The organism is Nocardia sp. NPDC004722 (assembly GCF_053601505.1).
The window spans coordinates 1-15,349 of record NZ_JBSGBY010000138.1 but is presented as its reverse complement, the minus strand read 5'-3'; the positions used below and the strand labels follow the sequence as shown (position 1 = coordinate 15,349).

13 protein-coding genes are annotated in these 15,349 nt (G+C 65.6%); 4 read left to right on the top strand and 9 right to left on the bottom strand.

Annotated features, from left to right (window positions below; translation table 11 throughout):
- The first annotated feature begins 237 nt into the window (after positions 1–237).
- A complete protein-coding gene (locus ACWELQ_RS16105; protein WP_452397817.1) occupies positions 238–858 on the top strand; it encodes a MauE/DoxX family redox-associated membrane protein in 621 nt (206 codons plus the stop codon).
- On the opposite strand, the gene ACWELQ_RS16100 is transcribed toward ACWELQ_RS16105, so the two are convergent.
- Together ACWELQ_RS16100 and ACWELQ_RS16095 are read right to left on the bottom strand one after the other, a co-directional pair.
- Positions 828–2,372: a Rieske 2Fe-2S domain-containing protein gene (locus ACWELQ_RS16100; RefSeq protein ID WP_452397818.1), complete on the bottom strand. Its 1,545-nt coding sequence runs from the start codon at positions 2,370–2,372 to the stop codon at positions 828–830. The two genes, ACWELQ_RS16105 and ACWELQ_RS16100, sit on opposite strands and share 31 nt — an antisense overlap.
- A gap of 45 nt (positions 2,373–2,417) precedes the next feature.
- Positions 2,418–3,209, bottom strand: a complete 792-nt coding sequence (locus tag ACWELQ_RS16095; protein ID WP_452397816.1) for a hypothetical protein — start codon at positions 3,207–3,209, stop codon at positions 2,418–2,420.
- Between the two features lie 168 nt (positions 3,210–3,377).
- Here ACWELQ_RS16095 and ACWELQ_RS16090 point away from each other — a divergent pair, with 168 nt between their 5' ends.
- From ACWELQ_RS16090 to ACWELQ_RS16080, 3 genes are all read left to right on the top strand, one after another.
- The gene (locus ACWELQ_RS16090) at positions 3,378–4,130 is read left to right on the top strand and encodes a lysophospholipid acyltransferase family protein (protein ID WP_452397815.1); all 753 of its coding nucleotides are present in this window, start codon (positions 3,378–3,380) and stop codon (positions 4,128–4,130) included.
- 218 nt (positions 4,131–4,348) lie between these two features.
- A complete protein-coding gene (locus ACWELQ_RS16085) occupies positions 4,349–4,708 on the top strand; it encodes a hypothetical protein (RefSeq protein WP_452397814.1) in 360 nt (119 codons plus the stop codon).
- A 67-nt stretch (positions 4,709–4,775) separates the two neighbouring features.
- Complete coding sequence (locus tag ACWELQ_RS16080; protein WP_452397813.1) at positions 4,776–6,026, top strand: allantoate amidohydrolase; 1,251 nt, start codon at positions 4,776–4,778, stop codon at positions 6,024–6,026.
- A 25-nt stretch (positions 6,027–6,051) separates the two neighbouring features.
- On the opposite strand, the gene ACWELQ_RS16075 is transcribed toward ACWELQ_RS16080, so the two are convergent.
- The 7 genes from ACWELQ_RS16075 to ACWELQ_RS16045 form a co-directional block, all read right to left on the bottom strand.
- On the bottom strand, positions 6,052–6,705 hold the full coding sequence (locus ACWELQ_RS16075) for a hypothetical protein (RefSeq protein ID WP_452397812.1): 654 nt from the start codon (positions 6,703–6,705) through the stop codon (positions 6,052–6,054).
- Positions 6,702–8,372, bottom strand: a complete 1,671-nt coding sequence (locus tag ACWELQ_RS16070) for an ABC transporter family substrate-binding protein (protein ID WP_452397811.1) — start codon at positions 8,370–8,372, stop codon at positions 6,702–6,704. The genes ACWELQ_RS16075 and ACWELQ_RS16070 overlap by 4 nt, the downstream gene beginning before the upstream one ends.
- Positions 8,373–8,419: 47 nt before the next feature.
- Positions 8,420–10,087, bottom strand: a complete 1,668-nt coding sequence (locus tag ACWELQ_RS16065; RefSeq protein WP_452397810.1) for an ABC transporter family substrate-binding protein — start codon at positions 10,085–10,087, stop codon at positions 8,420–8,422.
- Positions 10,088–10,135: 48 nt separating this feature from the next.
- Positions 10,136–11,800: an ABC transporter family substrate-binding protein gene (locus tag ACWELQ_RS16060; protein ID WP_452397809.1), complete on the bottom strand. Its 1,665-nt coding sequence runs from the start codon at positions 11,798–11,800 to the stop codon at positions 10,136–10,138.
- 12 nt (positions 11,801–11,812) lie between these two features.
- Positions 11,813–13,693, bottom strand: coding sequence for an ABC transporter ATP-binding protein (locus tag ACWELQ_RS16055; RefSeq protein ID WP_452397808.1), 1,881 nt, complete (start codon positions 13,691–13,693; stop codon positions 11,813–11,815).
- Positions 13,690–14,637, bottom strand: coding sequence for an ABC transporter permease (locus tag ACWELQ_RS16050; RefSeq protein ID WP_452397807.1), 948 nt, complete (start codon positions 14,635–14,637; stop codon positions 13,690–13,692). Before ACWELQ_RS16050 ends, ACWELQ_RS16055 begins: the two co-directional genes overlap by 4 nt.
- On the bottom strand, positions 14,637–15,349 hold a 713-nt coding region (locus ACWELQ_RS16045; RefSeq protein ID WP_452397806.1), incomplete at its 5' end, for an ABC transporter permease. The genes ACWELQ_RS16045 and ACWELQ_RS16050, both read right to left, overlap by 1 nt.

The window sequence follows — 15,349 nt, the reverse complement described above, 5'->3', positions numbered from 1 at the left end:
ACCTCGGTGGCGGGTCAGCTGCTGGCGGCGCTGGTGCTGGATGTGGTCGCGCCGACCGGTACGGGACTGTCGGTGTGGGCGGTCATCGGCTGTCTGCTGACCTTCGTGGCGGTCGCCATGGCCGCTCGCTCGCGAGGCTGAGTGTCGGGCGGTCAGCGGAAGCTCCCAGCCTCTTATATGAAAGCTGTTCCGGGTATTCGTAATTCGCCGTCCATATGAGTGTGCGATGGTGCGGTCATGGCTGTCGACTACGCGGTGTGGGCCGCGCGTCTGGTGCTGGCCGTCGTATTCGGGCTGTCGGCGTGGGGAAAGTTCGCCGATGCGTCGGGTACCCGGAAAGCGGTGGGGGAATTCGGGATACCCCCGGCCTGGGTGCCGACCGTGACGTGGGGCCTGCCCGCGGTGGAGGCGCTGGTGGCGGTGGCGCTGGTGCCGCCGTGGACGGCCGCGCCCGCGCTGCTGGTGGCGATACTGCTGCTCGGCATGTTCACCGGCGCGGTGGTGCGCCTGCTCCGGTATGGAAAGCGCCCGGTCTGTTCTTGTTTCGGTGCCGGGAGTGCCGCGCCGATCGGCCGCGGCACCGTGATCCGCAATATCGCCCTGATCGCCCTGGCCGGTTGGACGGTGGTGGCGACGCTGGCGGACCCGCAGGTCCCGGGCGTGCTGCCGCTGGATCGTGCGGTGGCGATGGCGGTCGCGGCCGGATTCGGCGCGGTGCTGGTCTCGCTGTGGGCCGAATTGCGCTCGCTGCGCCGCCGTGTGGACGCGCTGGCGCGAAACGCCGAGAGCCGCCCCGGGGAGTCGGGACGGCTCTCGGAATCTCTCGGTCAGACCAGTTTCTTCGAGCGCAGCTCGTGACCCTTCGAGGTCTTGCAGCGGCCTGATTCCAGATCCCACTGCCAGCCGTGCAGGTTGCAGGTGAGGGTATTGCCTTCGACCACACCGAATTTCGAGAGATCCGCCTTCAGGTGCGGGCAGCGGCGCTGCACTTCCCAGCCGTCGAGCTCGGTGGAGGCGGAGTCGTCGTGCGCCTCGGAGAACCAGCCGTCGGCGTAGGCGATGCGCTCGTCGGTGAGGCACTTGAAGAAGGTGTAGAGGAATTCGTTGTACCCGCCGATGCGCCAGGTGGTGAAGCGCGTCGACAGGAAGATGGTGTTGACCCAGTCGGGTTCGTCGTCGCGCAGCACGGTGCGCACCAGTTCCGGCGCGATGCGGAACCCGTAGCGGTGCTTGCCTTCTCCCTCGACGTAGGCGCGCACGACCCGCTTGGGGAAGTCCAGCACCACGGTCTCGTCGCCCATGACCAGGCTGACCGGGTAGCCGATGCCGTCGCAGATCAGATCGGACTGCGCCATGATCGGCTCGAACTTGGCCTTGAGGGCGGGCAGTAGCGGATCGCCTTCGGCCGGCGCCCAACTCGCCTTCTCGGCGGCCAGCACGGGAGCCATGCGCCGAGCCATGTCCTCGATGTAGGCGGCCTTGTCGCCGTAGATGGTGTCCGGGTCGACCGGGTGGGTGAGCGAAGTCAGTTCCTTGCCACGCAGATCCGCGGTCGAGCCAGGGATCATGAGCAGCCCGCCCTCGTTGCCGTGGATCTTCATCTGATCCAGGAACACGATCTGGTCGGGGAAGATATTGCCCTCGTCGCCGCGATCGTCGTTGAGGTAGCGCAGCTCGTCGTCGAGGAAGACCGGCGGCCCGGCGGACGGGACGACCCAGGTGGCCCCGACCTGCTCGATGTAGGAGCGGCAGCGGTCCATGCCGCGCTGGCGCTTCTGCTTGCCGAAGTTGGCCTTGGTCTTGGTCGGGATGTCGTAGACCATCGGGTACCAGATCGCGCCCGAGTACTGGAGCAGGTGGATGTCCACGTGCCCGAAGTTGTCGTGCAGCACGTCCATGTCGACCGGGCGCGCGTCGTTCATGTTGAAGCACACGGTTTCCCCGTCGGCGACGACCAGGGCGGAGTCGCCGATCGGGCCGTCGGCGGGCGCGCGCAGCGCGATGATCATGATGTCCAGGTCGCCGCCCGGACCGGTGATGGTGGTCTTGACCGAGTCCTCGGTCTCCACGAACTTGGTGAAGCCGAGCTTCTCCAGTTCCCGCTTCAGATCCGGCACCGGGTAGTCGGGCAGTAGGACGGTGGCGTCCTTGTTGACCTTGTCCGCCAGATGCTTGGCGTCCCAGTGATCGCGGTGCAGATGCGAGACATAGAGGAAATCGCAGTTGCCGAGCTCGTCCCAGTCCAACTGGGTGTTGTCGGGGAACGGGAACCACGATGCGAAGTAAGCGGGGTTGACCCACGGGTCGCAGAGGATCGTCCCGGCCGCGGTTCGGATGTGGAACCCGGCGTGTCCGACGCTGGTGATCTGCACGAGCTTCATTCCTCCCTGACCGTTACCAGCCACCCAGAGTACTGGCTAGCCCGAGACGTCGCCGATGCAGTAACCCTCGGAGCCCGACTTCAAGGTGTATATCTGCTTCGTCTGATTTCCCGCGCCGGTGGTGACCGGGACGGACACCGTGATGTAGCCGCCGCGCGGCCACTCCGACTTGAGGGAATCGTCGACGAAGGTCTTTACCGTGCCGGGCTTCGACGGGTTCACCGCCAGCGGCACCATGACCGGCTTGCCGGTTCCGTCGGGGTCCCAGGTCTTGCCCGCCGCGCAGATCAGCGGGTACGCGTCCTCGCGATCGCTGGGATCGATCGGTTTGCCGATCGCCCGGGATAGGTAGCGCCGCACCGTGTGTCGGGCGTCGGCATCGTTGAATTGCGCGTTGGGATTGGGGCCGGGCTCGCCGGTGGGATACACGTGCGGGCAGGCGTATCCGGTGGCGATGTCGCGATCCTGGGCGGTGACGGTGAGCGCGGCGTTCTGCCACGTCACGGTCGTGCCGTCGGCCGTGCCGGGCCCGGCCAGCGCCTCGCGGATGGCCTGCGGGTCGGCGTACATGCCGCGCACATTGCGCGGGGCCATGGTCCAGCAGCGCTCGGCCACCTCGTCGATTCCCTTGCCGCGCAGGTCGGCGGCCCAGCGTGCCACCGCGGCGGCGGCCTCGGGTTTGCCCGGCACCGCACCCACTCCGTCGATCGAGGCGGGGGCCGCGCTCGGGGCCGGGGTGGTGGTCTCGCTGGTCCCGGCGGAATCGGCCTGCCAATCGGTGCCTTCGATCCCGACTCGGGAATCGCAGCCGTTCGCCAGCCACGCCAACCCGACTATCAGAGTTCCGATCAGCCCCTTGCGGAGACCTTCACGCAGTGCTGTCGGGCAGTTTTCCACTCGGGCGAACCTCTTTCAGTGTCGAGAAGTCACATCAACCGAATCGCTGTTACCTGGATCACTGGATGCCGCGCGGGCAGCGACTACGCTAGCGGACTTGTGGAACCCGTCTACTACCCCGTCATCGGGCTGGCCCGCACCATTTTCGCGCTGCAGGGCCTGAAGTTCACCGTCAAGGGTGAAGACAACATTCCGGCGACCGGTGGTGCGGTCATCGCCATCAACCACACCGGCTACATGGACTTCACCTACGCGGGCCTGCCCGCGCGCGCCACGAAGCGCTACATCCGCTTCATGGCCAAGAAGGAAGTCTTCGACAACTCCATCTCCGGCCCGATCATGCGCGCCCTCAAGCACATTCCGGTGGACCGGGGCGCGGGCACCGAGTCCTACCACGAGGCCGTGCGCCGCCTGCGCGCCGGCGAACTGGTCGGCGTCTACCCCGAGGCCACCATCAGCCGCAGCTTCGAGATCAAGGACTTCAAGTCCGGCGCGGCCCGCATGGCCATCGAAGCAGGCGTCCCCATCATCCCCATGACCATCTGGGGCGCCCAACGAGTCTGGACCAAAGGCTTCCCGAAACGCCTGGGCCGCACCAACACCCCCATCTCCATCGCGGTAGGCAAACCCATCCAGCCCTTCGAACCCGCCTCCGCCCTGACCGACCAACTGCACTCGACCATGCAGGAAATGCTCCTCGACCTCCAAAAGGACTACCCCCACGACCCCGGCGCCTACTGGGTCCCCGCCCGCCTCGGCGGCACCGCCCCCACCCTCGAGGAAGCCAACGCCATGGACGCCGCCGAAGCCGCCGAAAAGGCCGCCCGCCGCGCCGACCAGCCGAGCGAATAACTCAGCGCCCCTTAGCGTCTCGCGAGATTGCGGTCCGTCCCCGGAGTGGAGCACCCCCGGGGCCGGGCCGCATCCTCGTTCATGTACCCGAACCAGCAATGACGCCAAGGTTCCGTTGAGGATCTTGAAAGTTGCGCGGATAGCGTTGCAGGAGTTGAAAGGCCTTAGGGCTCAATGACTTCAGCGCTCCTCGGGGAGGAGCCTTCGAGGGGAAAAGTATGATCAAGACAGTCGTCACGCGTGTCGGACTCGCGTTCGTGGCTTTGGCTGCGACGCTGGCGGTAACCGCTCCGGAAGCCGCCGCCGACCCGTCTGGTCGGGGTGCTTGCCTCACCATCGCGAATGACAGCTATAACGACATTCACATCGTGGTGAACAGCACGCCGATCGGAAACGCGCCCGGTTTGGCCTACGACATCTCCGCACGCACGGTTACGCCCCTCGCGGATGACGCCGGGAACTACCTGCTCTCATCCGACGGCAACTGGAATCTCAACGCCCCGGCCGGCAGTTGGGCGTTCGATACCAAGTTCCGTGAAGGCGCCTGCGCGGGCATCTGGAACTTCACCGTGAGCTGACCGGAATGCTGATCTTTGGCGGCCGGGTGCATGGTCGGATGGGTCGTGGCGGGGCAGACTCGGGGCCATGGGCGAATCGGCGGGCGTGGGACGGGTTTTCGATCCGATGTGGGGCGAGATCGAGGCGGTTGGGCGCGACGGGACCAGCGGTGGGTATCGCAGGTATGCGTGGTCGGACGCGGATCTGACGCTGCGGGAGTGGTTTCGGGGGTGCGCGGCGGGCCGGGGGATGGAGGTCGAGGAGGATCGGAACGGGAATTTGTGGGCCTGGTGGTTGCCGCGGGGGTGGGTGGGGGATCCGGTGGGGGCGTTTGTGACCGGGTCGCATTTGGATTCGGTGCCGGATGGGGGTGCGTTCGACGGGCCGTTGGGGATCGTGTCGGCGTTCGTCGCGGTTGACCTGCTGCGTAGTCGTGGGGTCGAGCCTGCGATTCCGGTCGCGGTGGTGGCCTTCACCGATGAGGAGGGGGCGCGGTTCGGGGTGGCTTGCATCGGGTCTCAGCTCAGTACCGGTGCGTTGGCTCCCGAGCGTGCGCTGGCGTTGCGCGACGGGGACGGAATCAGCTTGGCGGAGGCGCTGGTTCGGGCGGGACGGGATCCGCATGCGCTGGGGGCGGATGCCACGCTCGCCGAGCGGGTCGGGGTTTTCGTGGAACTCCATGTCGAGCAGGGGCGGGCGTTGGATCTGGTGGATCGGCCGTTGGCGTTGGCCTCGGCGATCTGGCCGCATGGGAGGTGGGAGTTCGAGTTCGACGGGGAGGCCAATCATGCCGGGGCTACTCGGTTGATCGACCGGCGTGATCCGATGCTGCCGTTCGCCGCTACGGTGCGGGCCGCGCGGGTGGAGGCGGCGGCGCGGGAGGCGGTCGCTACGTTCGGGAAGGTGCTGGTCGCACCCAACGGCACCAATGCGATTCCCTCGCGGGTGCGGGCTTGGCTGGATGCGCGGGCCGCTGATCAACCGACCCTGGACGCCCTGGTCGCACGCGTCGCCGAACTGGCTCGCGCGCACGCGGGGGAGGAGGGGGTCGAGCTGGTGGTGCGGGCCGAATCCGTCACGCCGGTGGTCGATTTCCCGGCCGCGCCGCGTGCCCGCTTGGCCGCCGCACTGTCACATCTCGGCGATATCCCGGTGATTCCGACGCAGGCCGGGCATGACGCGGGCATTCTCTCCGACCGCGTCCCTACCGCAATGCTGTTCGTGCGCAACCCGACCGGCGTCTCCCACTCTCCGGCTGAATTCGCCGAGCCTGCCGATTGCCACCTCGGTGCGGCGGCCCTCGCCGACATCATGGCGGCGTGGACCGTCGTCGGCTGATCCGCCGGGCCGGGCTCGGCCGCCGTCAACTCGGGTCGGACCCGCGCACCGCCGACAGCCAGGTGGCGACCGCCGCCGCGACCACGGTGGCCCCGACGAATGCCGGTACGCCCCCGCCCGAGGAGTACACCCACAGCAAGCCCACGAACGGCCCGGCGATCGCCGACTGCGCGTCCAGCAGCAGTCGCCGCCCGATTCCGGTGCGTCCCAGCGCTTCCGGATCCGGTCGGCTCGGATTGTCGAGGAGATTCCCCACCGGCTCCGTATCCCGTACCCGGCCGGACGGATACACCCGCTGCCCGCCGACACTCACCGCGCGCCCTGCGATTTCGGCCGTCTCCTGGGTGAACGTCACCAGTATCGGATCGAAGTACACGGGCAGCCAGACCGGTTTCCCCGCCACCGTGCACTCCAGCCACGACCGGCTGATCAGCCGGTGCTGCTGCCGCACCCGCCTGACCGCGACCTCGCGGCGTTCCCCGCCGGGCAACCCGGCGGGGAGGTACCCGGTCGCCACGGCGAGTCGAAACCCCGTGTAGCCCAGCATGATCAGGCCGACGGTCCCGAGCATGGCGATCTGCTCCGAATCGGCGAACGGCACCCAGACGAGGATGATCGCGAGCGTCCCGACCGTCACCAGCGCCGGATAGGCCAGCGGATGCGCTGTCCGCAGGATCACTTCAGAAAGCCGATCTTGGTGTAGTCCTTGTCGGCGAATCCGAAGGCGCCGTAGTTGGCGAGGGTCTTGCGGACGGCGACGGTGCCCGCGGGCTGGTTGAACGGCAGCGACCACACCTCGTCCCAGATCATGGCGTCGGCCTGGTTGGCGAGTTCGACGGCCTTCGCGGGATCGAGTTCGGCGACCGTCTGATCGATGACCGCGTTGAGCTCCGGCGATCCGATCTTGGACTTGTTGCCGAGCCAATTGCCCGGGTTGTAGTAGAAGAGCTGCTTGAGGATGCCGAGCGGGAACGACGTGCCGCCGATGCTCCACTGCGCGAGATCGTAGTTGCCCGGATCGATCACATTGGTGAAAAGCCCTTGCCCCGGCACGGTTTGGATATCGAGCTTGACGCCGATCTTCTGGAAGTCGGCCTGAATGATCTTGGCGTCGTCGACCCAGGAGTTCTGCTGGTACATGACATCCCGAATGACCAGCTTGCGGCCGTCCTTCTCGCGCACGTCACCGTTGCGGACCCAGCCGAGCTCGTCGAGTTCCTTGGCGGCCTGATCCAGATTGAAGGCCAGTGGCCCCGAATTGTCCTGGTAGCCATGCTGTCCGATGCCGTAGACATGGTTGCCGACCGCCTTCGGATTGTCGACCACTCCCTGTAGGAAGTTCTCGACGATCTTCTGCCGATCGACGGCCTTGGCGAGCGCCCGGCGCAGCCGCGCATCCTCGACGATGGACCCGGGCGCGCCGTTGAACGCGATGAAGGAGTACCCGGGCGCGGGTGCACGCCGGACTTCCACGCCGGGTGAGTTCTTCGCCGTGGTGACCGCTTCGAGCCCCGACGCCGACGCCACGTCCAGTTCGTTGTTCTGCACGGCGGGCAGCATGGCGTTGTAGTCCAGGACGCTGAAGGTGATGGTGTCCAGCTTCGGGGTATCGCCCCACCATTTGGCGTTGCGGCCCAGGGTGATTCGATTCTGGGTGCGGTCGATGTTCGTGATGACGAACGGCCCGGCGCTCAGCGGCAGCGCACTGCGCGCCCAATTGTCCAGCGCCTGCGGTGATTCGGTCGCGGCCTTCGGGTAGAGCGGGGAGAACATGCCCTTCCACTCGCTGTAGGGCTGCTTGTAAGTCACGATGGCCTGCCGGTCGTCGACCCCGCGCTCGACCCTGTCGACGCGGTCGTAACCGTCGGTAGAGGACACCTGGTAGGCGCTGTCGGAACCGTTCTGCGCCTGGAACTCCGACCGCAGATCCTCCCAGGTGATGGGCGAGCCATCGGTCCAGACGGCCTTGGGATTGATGGTGTAGGTGACCACCTGCGGGCTGGTGCCGGTCAACTGCACATCGGTGAAGTAGTTCTTGTCGATGCTGAGCTCATTGGCCGCATTGCTGACGAACGGCGAACCCAGCAGCGGGGCGATCACGCTGGCGGTGTCGCCGGTGGTGCCGTCCACCTGCAGGTAGTTGAACGACTCCGGGAAGGAGGTCAGCGGCAGCCGCAGCGTGCCGCCGTCCTTCAGGTCCGACACCGGATGCGGGTTGATGTCGTTGGTAGTGCCGAGTTCGCCACTGCCGGTGGTGTTTCCGGTATCCGAACTACACCCGGCGGCGACGAGTCCGGCCGCGGCGATCGGGATCGCGAGCCGGAACAGGGTCTGACCTATCCGCATGAAACGCTCCCTTCGCCGCGGCCGGAAGCCGCATTACGGAGTGGGACCTACTTGAGGAAACCGACCTTCGTGTAGTCGGCGCTGGCCAGGCCGAAGGCACCCCAGTTGGCCAGGTTGGTACGAACAGCGTGGGTGCCGGACGCCTGGTTGAACAGCATGGAATGGCCTTCGTCCCAGATCATCTTGTCGGCCTTGTTGGCCAGCTCGATGGCCTTGGCCGGATCCAGTTCGGCCATAGCCTGATCGATCACCGCGTTCAGTTCCGGCGACCCGATGCGAGACTTGTTGCCCTGCCAGTTCTTCGGGTCGTAGTAGTAGAACTGCTTCAGCGCACCGATCGGTTGCACGCTGGTGCCACGACTCCACTGCGCGAGGTCGTAGTTACCCGGGTCGATGACATTGGTGAAAAGGCCGGTGCCGGGGACGGTCTGGATGTCCATCTTGACGCCGATCTTCTTCAGATCGGCCTGAATGATCTTGGCGGTGTTGACCCAGGAGTCCTGCTGGTACATGACATCCCGGATGGCGAGCTGCTTGCCGTCCTTCTCGCGGACGTCACCCTTCATGACCCAGCCCAGCGCGTCCAGTTCCTTGGCGGCCTGGTCCAGGTTGAACGCCACGTCCTGCGAGTTGTCCTGGTAGCCCTTCTGGCCGTCGATGTAGACATGGTTGTTCACCGTCTTCGGGTCATCGACGATGCCGTGCTGGCTGGTGTTGACGATGGTCTGCCGGTCGATGGCCTTGGAGATCGCCACCCGCAGCTTCTGGTCCTCGAACAGCGATCCCGGCGCGCCGTTGAAGGCGATGAAGCCGTAGGTCGGTTCCGCGGCGCGGCGGATCTCGACGCCGGGGGCCTGCTTGGCGCCGGTCACGGCCTCGAGCCCGGAGACGTACGCCTCGTCCAGTTCATTGTTCTGGATGGCGGGCACGACGGCCGTGTTGTCGAGGACGCTGAAGGTGATCGTATCCAGTACCGGCTTGTCACCCCACCACTTGGGGTTGTGGCCCAACGTGATCCGGTTCTGGGTCCGGTCGATATTGGTGATCATGAACGGACCCGCGCTGACCGGCAGCGAGTTGCGCGCCCAATCGTTGAAGGCCGCCGGGGATTCGGTGTCGGCCTTCGGGAAGATCACGCCGAAGATGCTCTGCCATTCACCGTAGGGCTGGTTGAAGGTGACCACGGCCTGCCGGTCGTCGACGCCGCGCTCGACCTTGCCGATGTGGTCGTATCCGGAGACGGAAGCCGACTGGTAATCGGGGTTGCTGCCATTGTTGGCCTGCCACTGCGACTTCAGGTCCTCCCACGTGATGGGCGAGCCGTCGGTCCACACCGCCTTCGGATTGATGGTGTAGGTGACGACCTCCGGGCTGGTGGAGGTCAGCTGGATATCGGTGAAGTAGTCGTGATTGACGCTCAGCTCACCGGCAGCGGTGCTGTTGAACGTCGAGGGCAGCGTCGGCGCGATGACGCTCACCGTGTCATCGACATTGCCGTCCACATGCAGCGCGTTGAAGGACGCGGGGAACGAGGACAGGTTCAGCCGCAGGTTGCCGCCGTCCTTCAGGTCCGAGACCGGATGTGGATTGATGTTGTTGATGATCCCGAGTGCCGCGGTCCCGCCTTCGGTGGCGCTGGAACTACACCCGGTCACAACCATCCCGAGCGCGACCAAGGGGATCGCGAGTCGAATCATGGTCGAACGTGTCCGCATGGACCGCTCCTTCCGCCGAGACGGCTGTCGTCTGTTTCCGACTGGACCCTATTTCAGGAACCCGATACTGGTGTAGTCGTACGAGGCCAGGCCCGGGGATCCGAAGTTGGCCAGATCGGACCGTACCCCGAAGTTGCCCTCGTCCTGTATCAGCGGCAGCGAGTGACCCTCGTCGAAGACCTTCTTGTCGACCTGATTCGCCAGGTCGATGGCCTTGTCGGGATCCACCTCCGACAGCGTCCGGTCGATCAGATCATTCAGATCCTGGGACCCGACGCGCCCGTAGTTGAGCTGAATGTCATTGGGGTACAGCCCGAACACCTGCGGCAGGCTGCTGAAGACGAAGGCGTCGCCGGACAGCAGGAACTGGGCCACATCGAAGTTGCCGGTCTGCAGGACATCGGTGAAGAAGCGCTGCGCCGGGTGTGGCTCGATGGTCATCTCTACGCCGATCTTGCTCAGATCCTGCTGGATCAGCTTGGCGACCTGCAGATGCGCATCGTCCTGGACGAAGACGTCGCGGATGGTCAGCTTCTTGCCGTCCTTGAACCGGCCGTCGCCCTGCTTCACCCAGCCCGCCGCGTCGAGTCCCGCGGCGGCAGCGGCGGGATCGAAGCTCGGCGCGTCGTCCTGGTACCCGTGCTGCCCGCGCAGGAAGACCTGACTGTTGAGCGGTTTCGGCTTGTCGACGATGCCGTTCTGCAGCGTGTCGGCGATCCGCTGTCGGTCGATGGCCTTCGAGATGGCCACGCGCACTTGCTGATCGGCGAGGATCGAGCCCGGAGCGCCGTTGAAGGCGAAGTACCGCCACCGGTTCCAGGCGGCATGCCGGACCTGCAAGGTCTGCACCTGGCGGACCGCCTGCAGATCCGGCAGCGTGCGCAGCAGCGCGGCGTCGAGTTCGTTGTTCTGCAGGTCCTGGGTCCACGCATTGCTGTCCAGCGCCCGGAAGGTCACCGTGTCCAGCTTCGGGGTGTTGCCCCACCATTTGGGGTTGCGCGCCAGGGTGATCAAGCCGTTGGTGCGGTCGATGTTCTGCAGCAGGAACGGCCCTGCGGACACCGGGAGACCGTTGACCAGCGACTTGTTGAACGAATCCGGGTTCGCCGTCACGGCTTTCGGGTAGAGCATGGAGTTGCCCGAGAACTGTCCGCGCCAGTCGGCGTAGCCCTTGTCGAAGGTGAGGACGGCCTGCCGGTCGTCCACCCCGCGCTCGATCTTCGCCACCCGGTCGAACCCGTTGCTGATGGCGATCTGGAAGTCCTTGTTCTTGCCGCTCTGCGAATTGGCTTCGGAGGCAATGTCTTCCCAGGTGATCGGGGTGCCGTCGGACCACACCGCCTTGGGGTTGATGGTGTAGGTCACCACCTGCGGGTTCGTGGACGTCAGCTGGACGTCGGTGAAGTAGTCGTGATTGACGCTGAGATTGCCCGCGGCGTCGGTATTGAACGCGCGCGGCATCATGAAGCGCTCGATGTCCGCGTAATCGCCGTCATTGCCGTCGATCTGCTGCGCGTTCCAGTTGACCGGAATCTCCGGGGTCGGCAGCCGGAGGTTGCCGCCGTCCTTGATGTCGTCGCGCGGATGCGGATTGATGTCCGCCGTCATCCCGAGCGTGCCGGTCCCCGTCGGGGCAGCCGTATTACTGCTGCATGCCGCCAGGCCCAGACCACTCGCGAGCACCATCGCCGTGCAGGCTCGTCCAATCCGCATGCGAGACCCGTCCTATCGTGTTGTCACCGGTACCGGCACCGCATCGATCAGTGCGCGGGTGTATTCGTGCTCGGGACTGGCGAAGATACGTTCTGCGGGTCCGTATTCGACGATCTGTCCGCGGTACATGACCGCTATGTCGTGGGCAAGATTACGCACAACGGACAAATCGTGTGAGACGAACAGATACGAGAGACCGCGCTCGGTCTGCAAGTCCCGCAACAGGTTCAGCACACCGGCCTGGATCGAGACGTCCAGTGACGACACCGGCTCGTCGAGCACCAGCAACTCCGGATCCAGCGCCAGCGCACGAGCGATATTGATGCGCTGCTTCTGCCCGCCGGAGAAGTCGGCGGGGTAGCGATCGGCGTGCTCGGGGCGCAGACCCACCTGCTCGAGCAATTGCGGTACGCGGCGGTTGATCTCGTCGCGAGAGCGGCCATTGATGCGCAGCGGCTCGGCCAGCGCGTCCGAGATGGGTAGGCGCGGGTCCAGCGATGCCGACGGGTCCTGGAAGACGATCTGCATCTTGCGCCTGATCTCGCGACGCTGCTGTTTGGTGAGTCGCGCGATGTCGTGCCCGAGGATCTCGATACTGCCGCCCTCGGGCTGCACCAGATCCAGGATCTGGGTGAGCGTCGTCGACTTTCCGGATCCGGATTCGCCGACCAGCGCGAGCGTGCGGCCCGCCTGGATCCGGAAGCTGATGCCGTCGACAGCCTTCACCTCACCGATCCGGCGCTGGAACACCACGCCCTTCGTCAGCGGGAAGGTCTTGCGCAGGTCGGTAACCTGCATGACCACCCGCGAGGTATCGACCGACGCGACCTCCGCGGGCGGATCGATCTCCTTGCGGTAGGCCGTGAACAGTGCCGCGCTGCTCACCTCGGAGGTTCTGATGCAGGCGGCCCGATGCCCGGGACTGGTGTCCTGCAACGGGGGTTCGGCCGCCTTGCAGTCGTCGATCGCGACCGGGCATCGTGGCGCGAACGAGCAGCCTGGCGGTAGTGCGTGCATGGCCGGCGGGGTGCCGACGATCGGGATCAGCGGCATGCGCGCCGGACCGTCCATGCGCGGAATGGAACCCAGCAGGCCGACGGTGTACGGCATCCGCGGTGCGGTGAAAAGCTCCTCTGCCGGGGCGGTCTCGACGATCCGGCCCGCGTACATCACTGCCACCCGATCGGCCAGAGTGGCCGCGATGCCCATGTCGTGGGTGATGAAGACGACGCCCGCGCCGGTGATGTCGCGCGCCTTGCGCAGCAGATTGAGGATCTGCTTCTGCACGGTCACGTCGAGTGCGGTGGTCGGCTCGTCGCAGATGATCAACTCGGGGTCGTTGGCGATGGCCATGGCGATGACCACGCGCTGCCGCATACCGCCGGAGAATTCGTGCGGGAAGGACTTGGCGCGCTGCGCCGCATCCGGGATGCCGACCAGGTCCAGCAATTCGACCGCCTTGTCGGCGGCCTCCTGCTTGCTCATCTTCTTATGTGCCAGCAAGGCTTCCGCGATCTGGTCGCCGATCCGATACACCGGGGTCAGCGCCGAGAGCGGGTCCTGGAACACCATGGACACCTTGCTGCCGCGCAGCTTGGACATTTCCCGATCGCCCAAGCCCAGCAATTCACGGCCGCGCAGCCGAATCGAGCCCTGTACCCGTGCCTGCTCCGGCAGCAGGCCGATCACGGCCATAGAGGACACCGACTTGCCGGAACCCGACTCGCCGACAATGGCGAGCACTTCGCCGTCGTTGACGGTGAAGTTCACCCCGCGCACCGCGTCGACTCGGCCCTCCTCGCCGGGGAAGGACACCCGCAGGTCGGAGACCTCCAGCAGCGGCGCGGTGGTCTTGGACCGTTCGGCGCGGGTCTCGGCCGAATCCTGGCTCATTTCTCGGCCTTTCGTGCCTGCTTCTCGGCCTTTCGCGCTTGCTTCGCCCGCGCCTTCTTGGCAGTGGGGTCGAAGGCGTCGCGCAGTCCGTCACCCATCAGGTTCGCCGACACCACGATGATCACCAGGAACATGCCGGAGAACATGAACGTCCACGGATAGGTGAGCGCGTTCTTGGAGTAGTCGCCGATCAGCGAGCCCAGCGAGACGTCCGGCGGCTGCACGCCGAAACCCAGGAAGCTCAAACCGGTTTCGGACATGACCGCGCCACCGATCGCGAGCGTGGTGTCGATGATCAGGATGGAGGCGATGTTCGGGACGACATGCGTCGTGATGATCGACCAGGTGGACGCGCCCATATAGCGTGCGGCGCGCACGAATTCACGATCTCGCAGTGTCAGGGACAGTCCCCGCACCATGCGCGCCGAGATCATCCAGCCGAATACCGCGATCAACACCACCAGCAGGATCACCGAGCTGTTGCCCTTGGTCTTCGGCGCGAACAGTGCGATGAAGATGAAGCTGGGCACCACCAGAAGCAGGTCGACGAGCCACATGATCAGGCGATCGGTCCAGTTGCCGAGCAACCCGGCCACCGATCCCGCGATGGTCGCGATGATCGCCGAGATGAGGGCCGCGCCGAAACCGATAACCAGCGACTTCTGCAGGCCGTGCAGCGTCTGCGCGAGCACGTCCTCGCCCAGCGAGGTGGTGCCGAACCAATGTTTTCCATTGGGCGGCTGCAGTTTCGCCGTGGTGTCGATATCGGTATACGCGTAGGGCAGGATGTGCGGCACCGTGAACGCGATCACGAACAGCAGAATCAAGATCACCGTCGCGGCCACCGCGAGCTTGTTGCGCAGGAACCGCCGCCACACCAGCTTGCGACGTCCAGCCGCGGCGACCTGCGGCGCACCCTGGACGATGGTCTCCACTTCGGTCATCAGGCACGCACCCTGGGGTCGAGAATCGCGTAGACGATGTCGGACAACAGGCCCGACAGCAGAATCACCACGCCTGCGAAAAGCGTCACGCACAGCACCACATTGATGTCCTGCGAGTGGATCGAATCCACCAGCCACTCGCCCATGCCGTGCCAGCCGAAGATCTTCTCCGTGAAGGCCGCACCGGTGACCAGACCACCGAAGCTGTAAGCGAACAGCGTCGCCATGGGAATGAGTGCGGTGCGCAGGCCGTGTTTGTAGAGCGCCCGGGTCCGAGTGAGGCCCTTGGCACGGGCGGTGCGGATGAAATCGCTGCCGAGTACATCGAGCATCGCGTTGCGCTGGTAGCGGCTGTAGGCCGCCATCGAGCCGAGCGCCAGTCCGAGGGTCGGCAGCAGCATGTGCTGTGCGCGGTCCACGATCTGATTCCACAGGCCGTGCACGGCGGTCGCCGAGGTCTCGCCGGTGTAGAGGAAGATCTGCTTCCCGGCGGCCAGATTGATCTCCAACGCACCGTATTTCAGCAGTGTCGCCAGCAAGAACACCGGGGTCGACAAGAGCAGCATGGATAACGCGGTACTGAGATAGTCGCTGAACTTGTACTGGCGGATGGCATTTGCCGCGCCGATCAGCACACCAAGGATCGTGCCGACGATGGAACCGATCACCAGCAACCGGAGGCTGACCCCGACTCGGCGGCCCAGTTCGTCCT

Excerpts from the sequence above, each read along its gene's own strand:
- ACWELQ_RS16105 (WP_452397817.1), top strand. The coding sequence starts at position 238 with ATGGCTGTCGACTACGCGGTGTGGGCCGCGCGTCTGGTGCTGGCCGTC.
- ACWELQ_RS16085 (WP_452397814.1), top strand. The coding sequence starts at position 4,349 with ATGATCAAGACAGTCGTCACGCGTGTCGGACTCGCGTTCGTGGCTTTG.
- ACWELQ_RS16080 (WP_452397813.1), top strand. The coding sequence starts at position 4,776 with ATGGGCGAATCGGCGGGCGTGGGACGGGTTTTCGATCCGATGTGGGGC.
- ACWELQ_RS16070 (WP_452397811.1), bottom strand. The coding sequence starts at position 8,372 with ATGCGGATAGGTCAGACCCTGTTCCGGCTCGCGATCCCGATCGCCGCG.
- ACWELQ_RS16065 (WP_452397810.1), bottom strand. The coding sequence starts at position 10,087 with ATGCGGACACGTTCGACCATGATTCGACTCGCGATCCCCTTGGTCGCG.
- ACWELQ_RS16060 (WP_452397809.1), bottom strand. The coding sequence starts at position 11,800 with ATGCGGATTGGACGAGCCTGCACGGCGATGGTGCTCGCGAGTGGTCTG.
- ACWELQ_RS16055 (WP_452397808.1), bottom strand. The coding sequence starts at position 13,693 with ATGAGCCAGGATTCGGCCGAGACCCGCGCCGAACGGTCCAAGACCACC.
- ACWELQ_RS16050 (WP_452397807.1), bottom strand. The coding sequence starts at position 14,637 with ATGACCGAAGTGGAGACCATCGTCCAGGGTGCGCCGCAGGTCGCCGCG.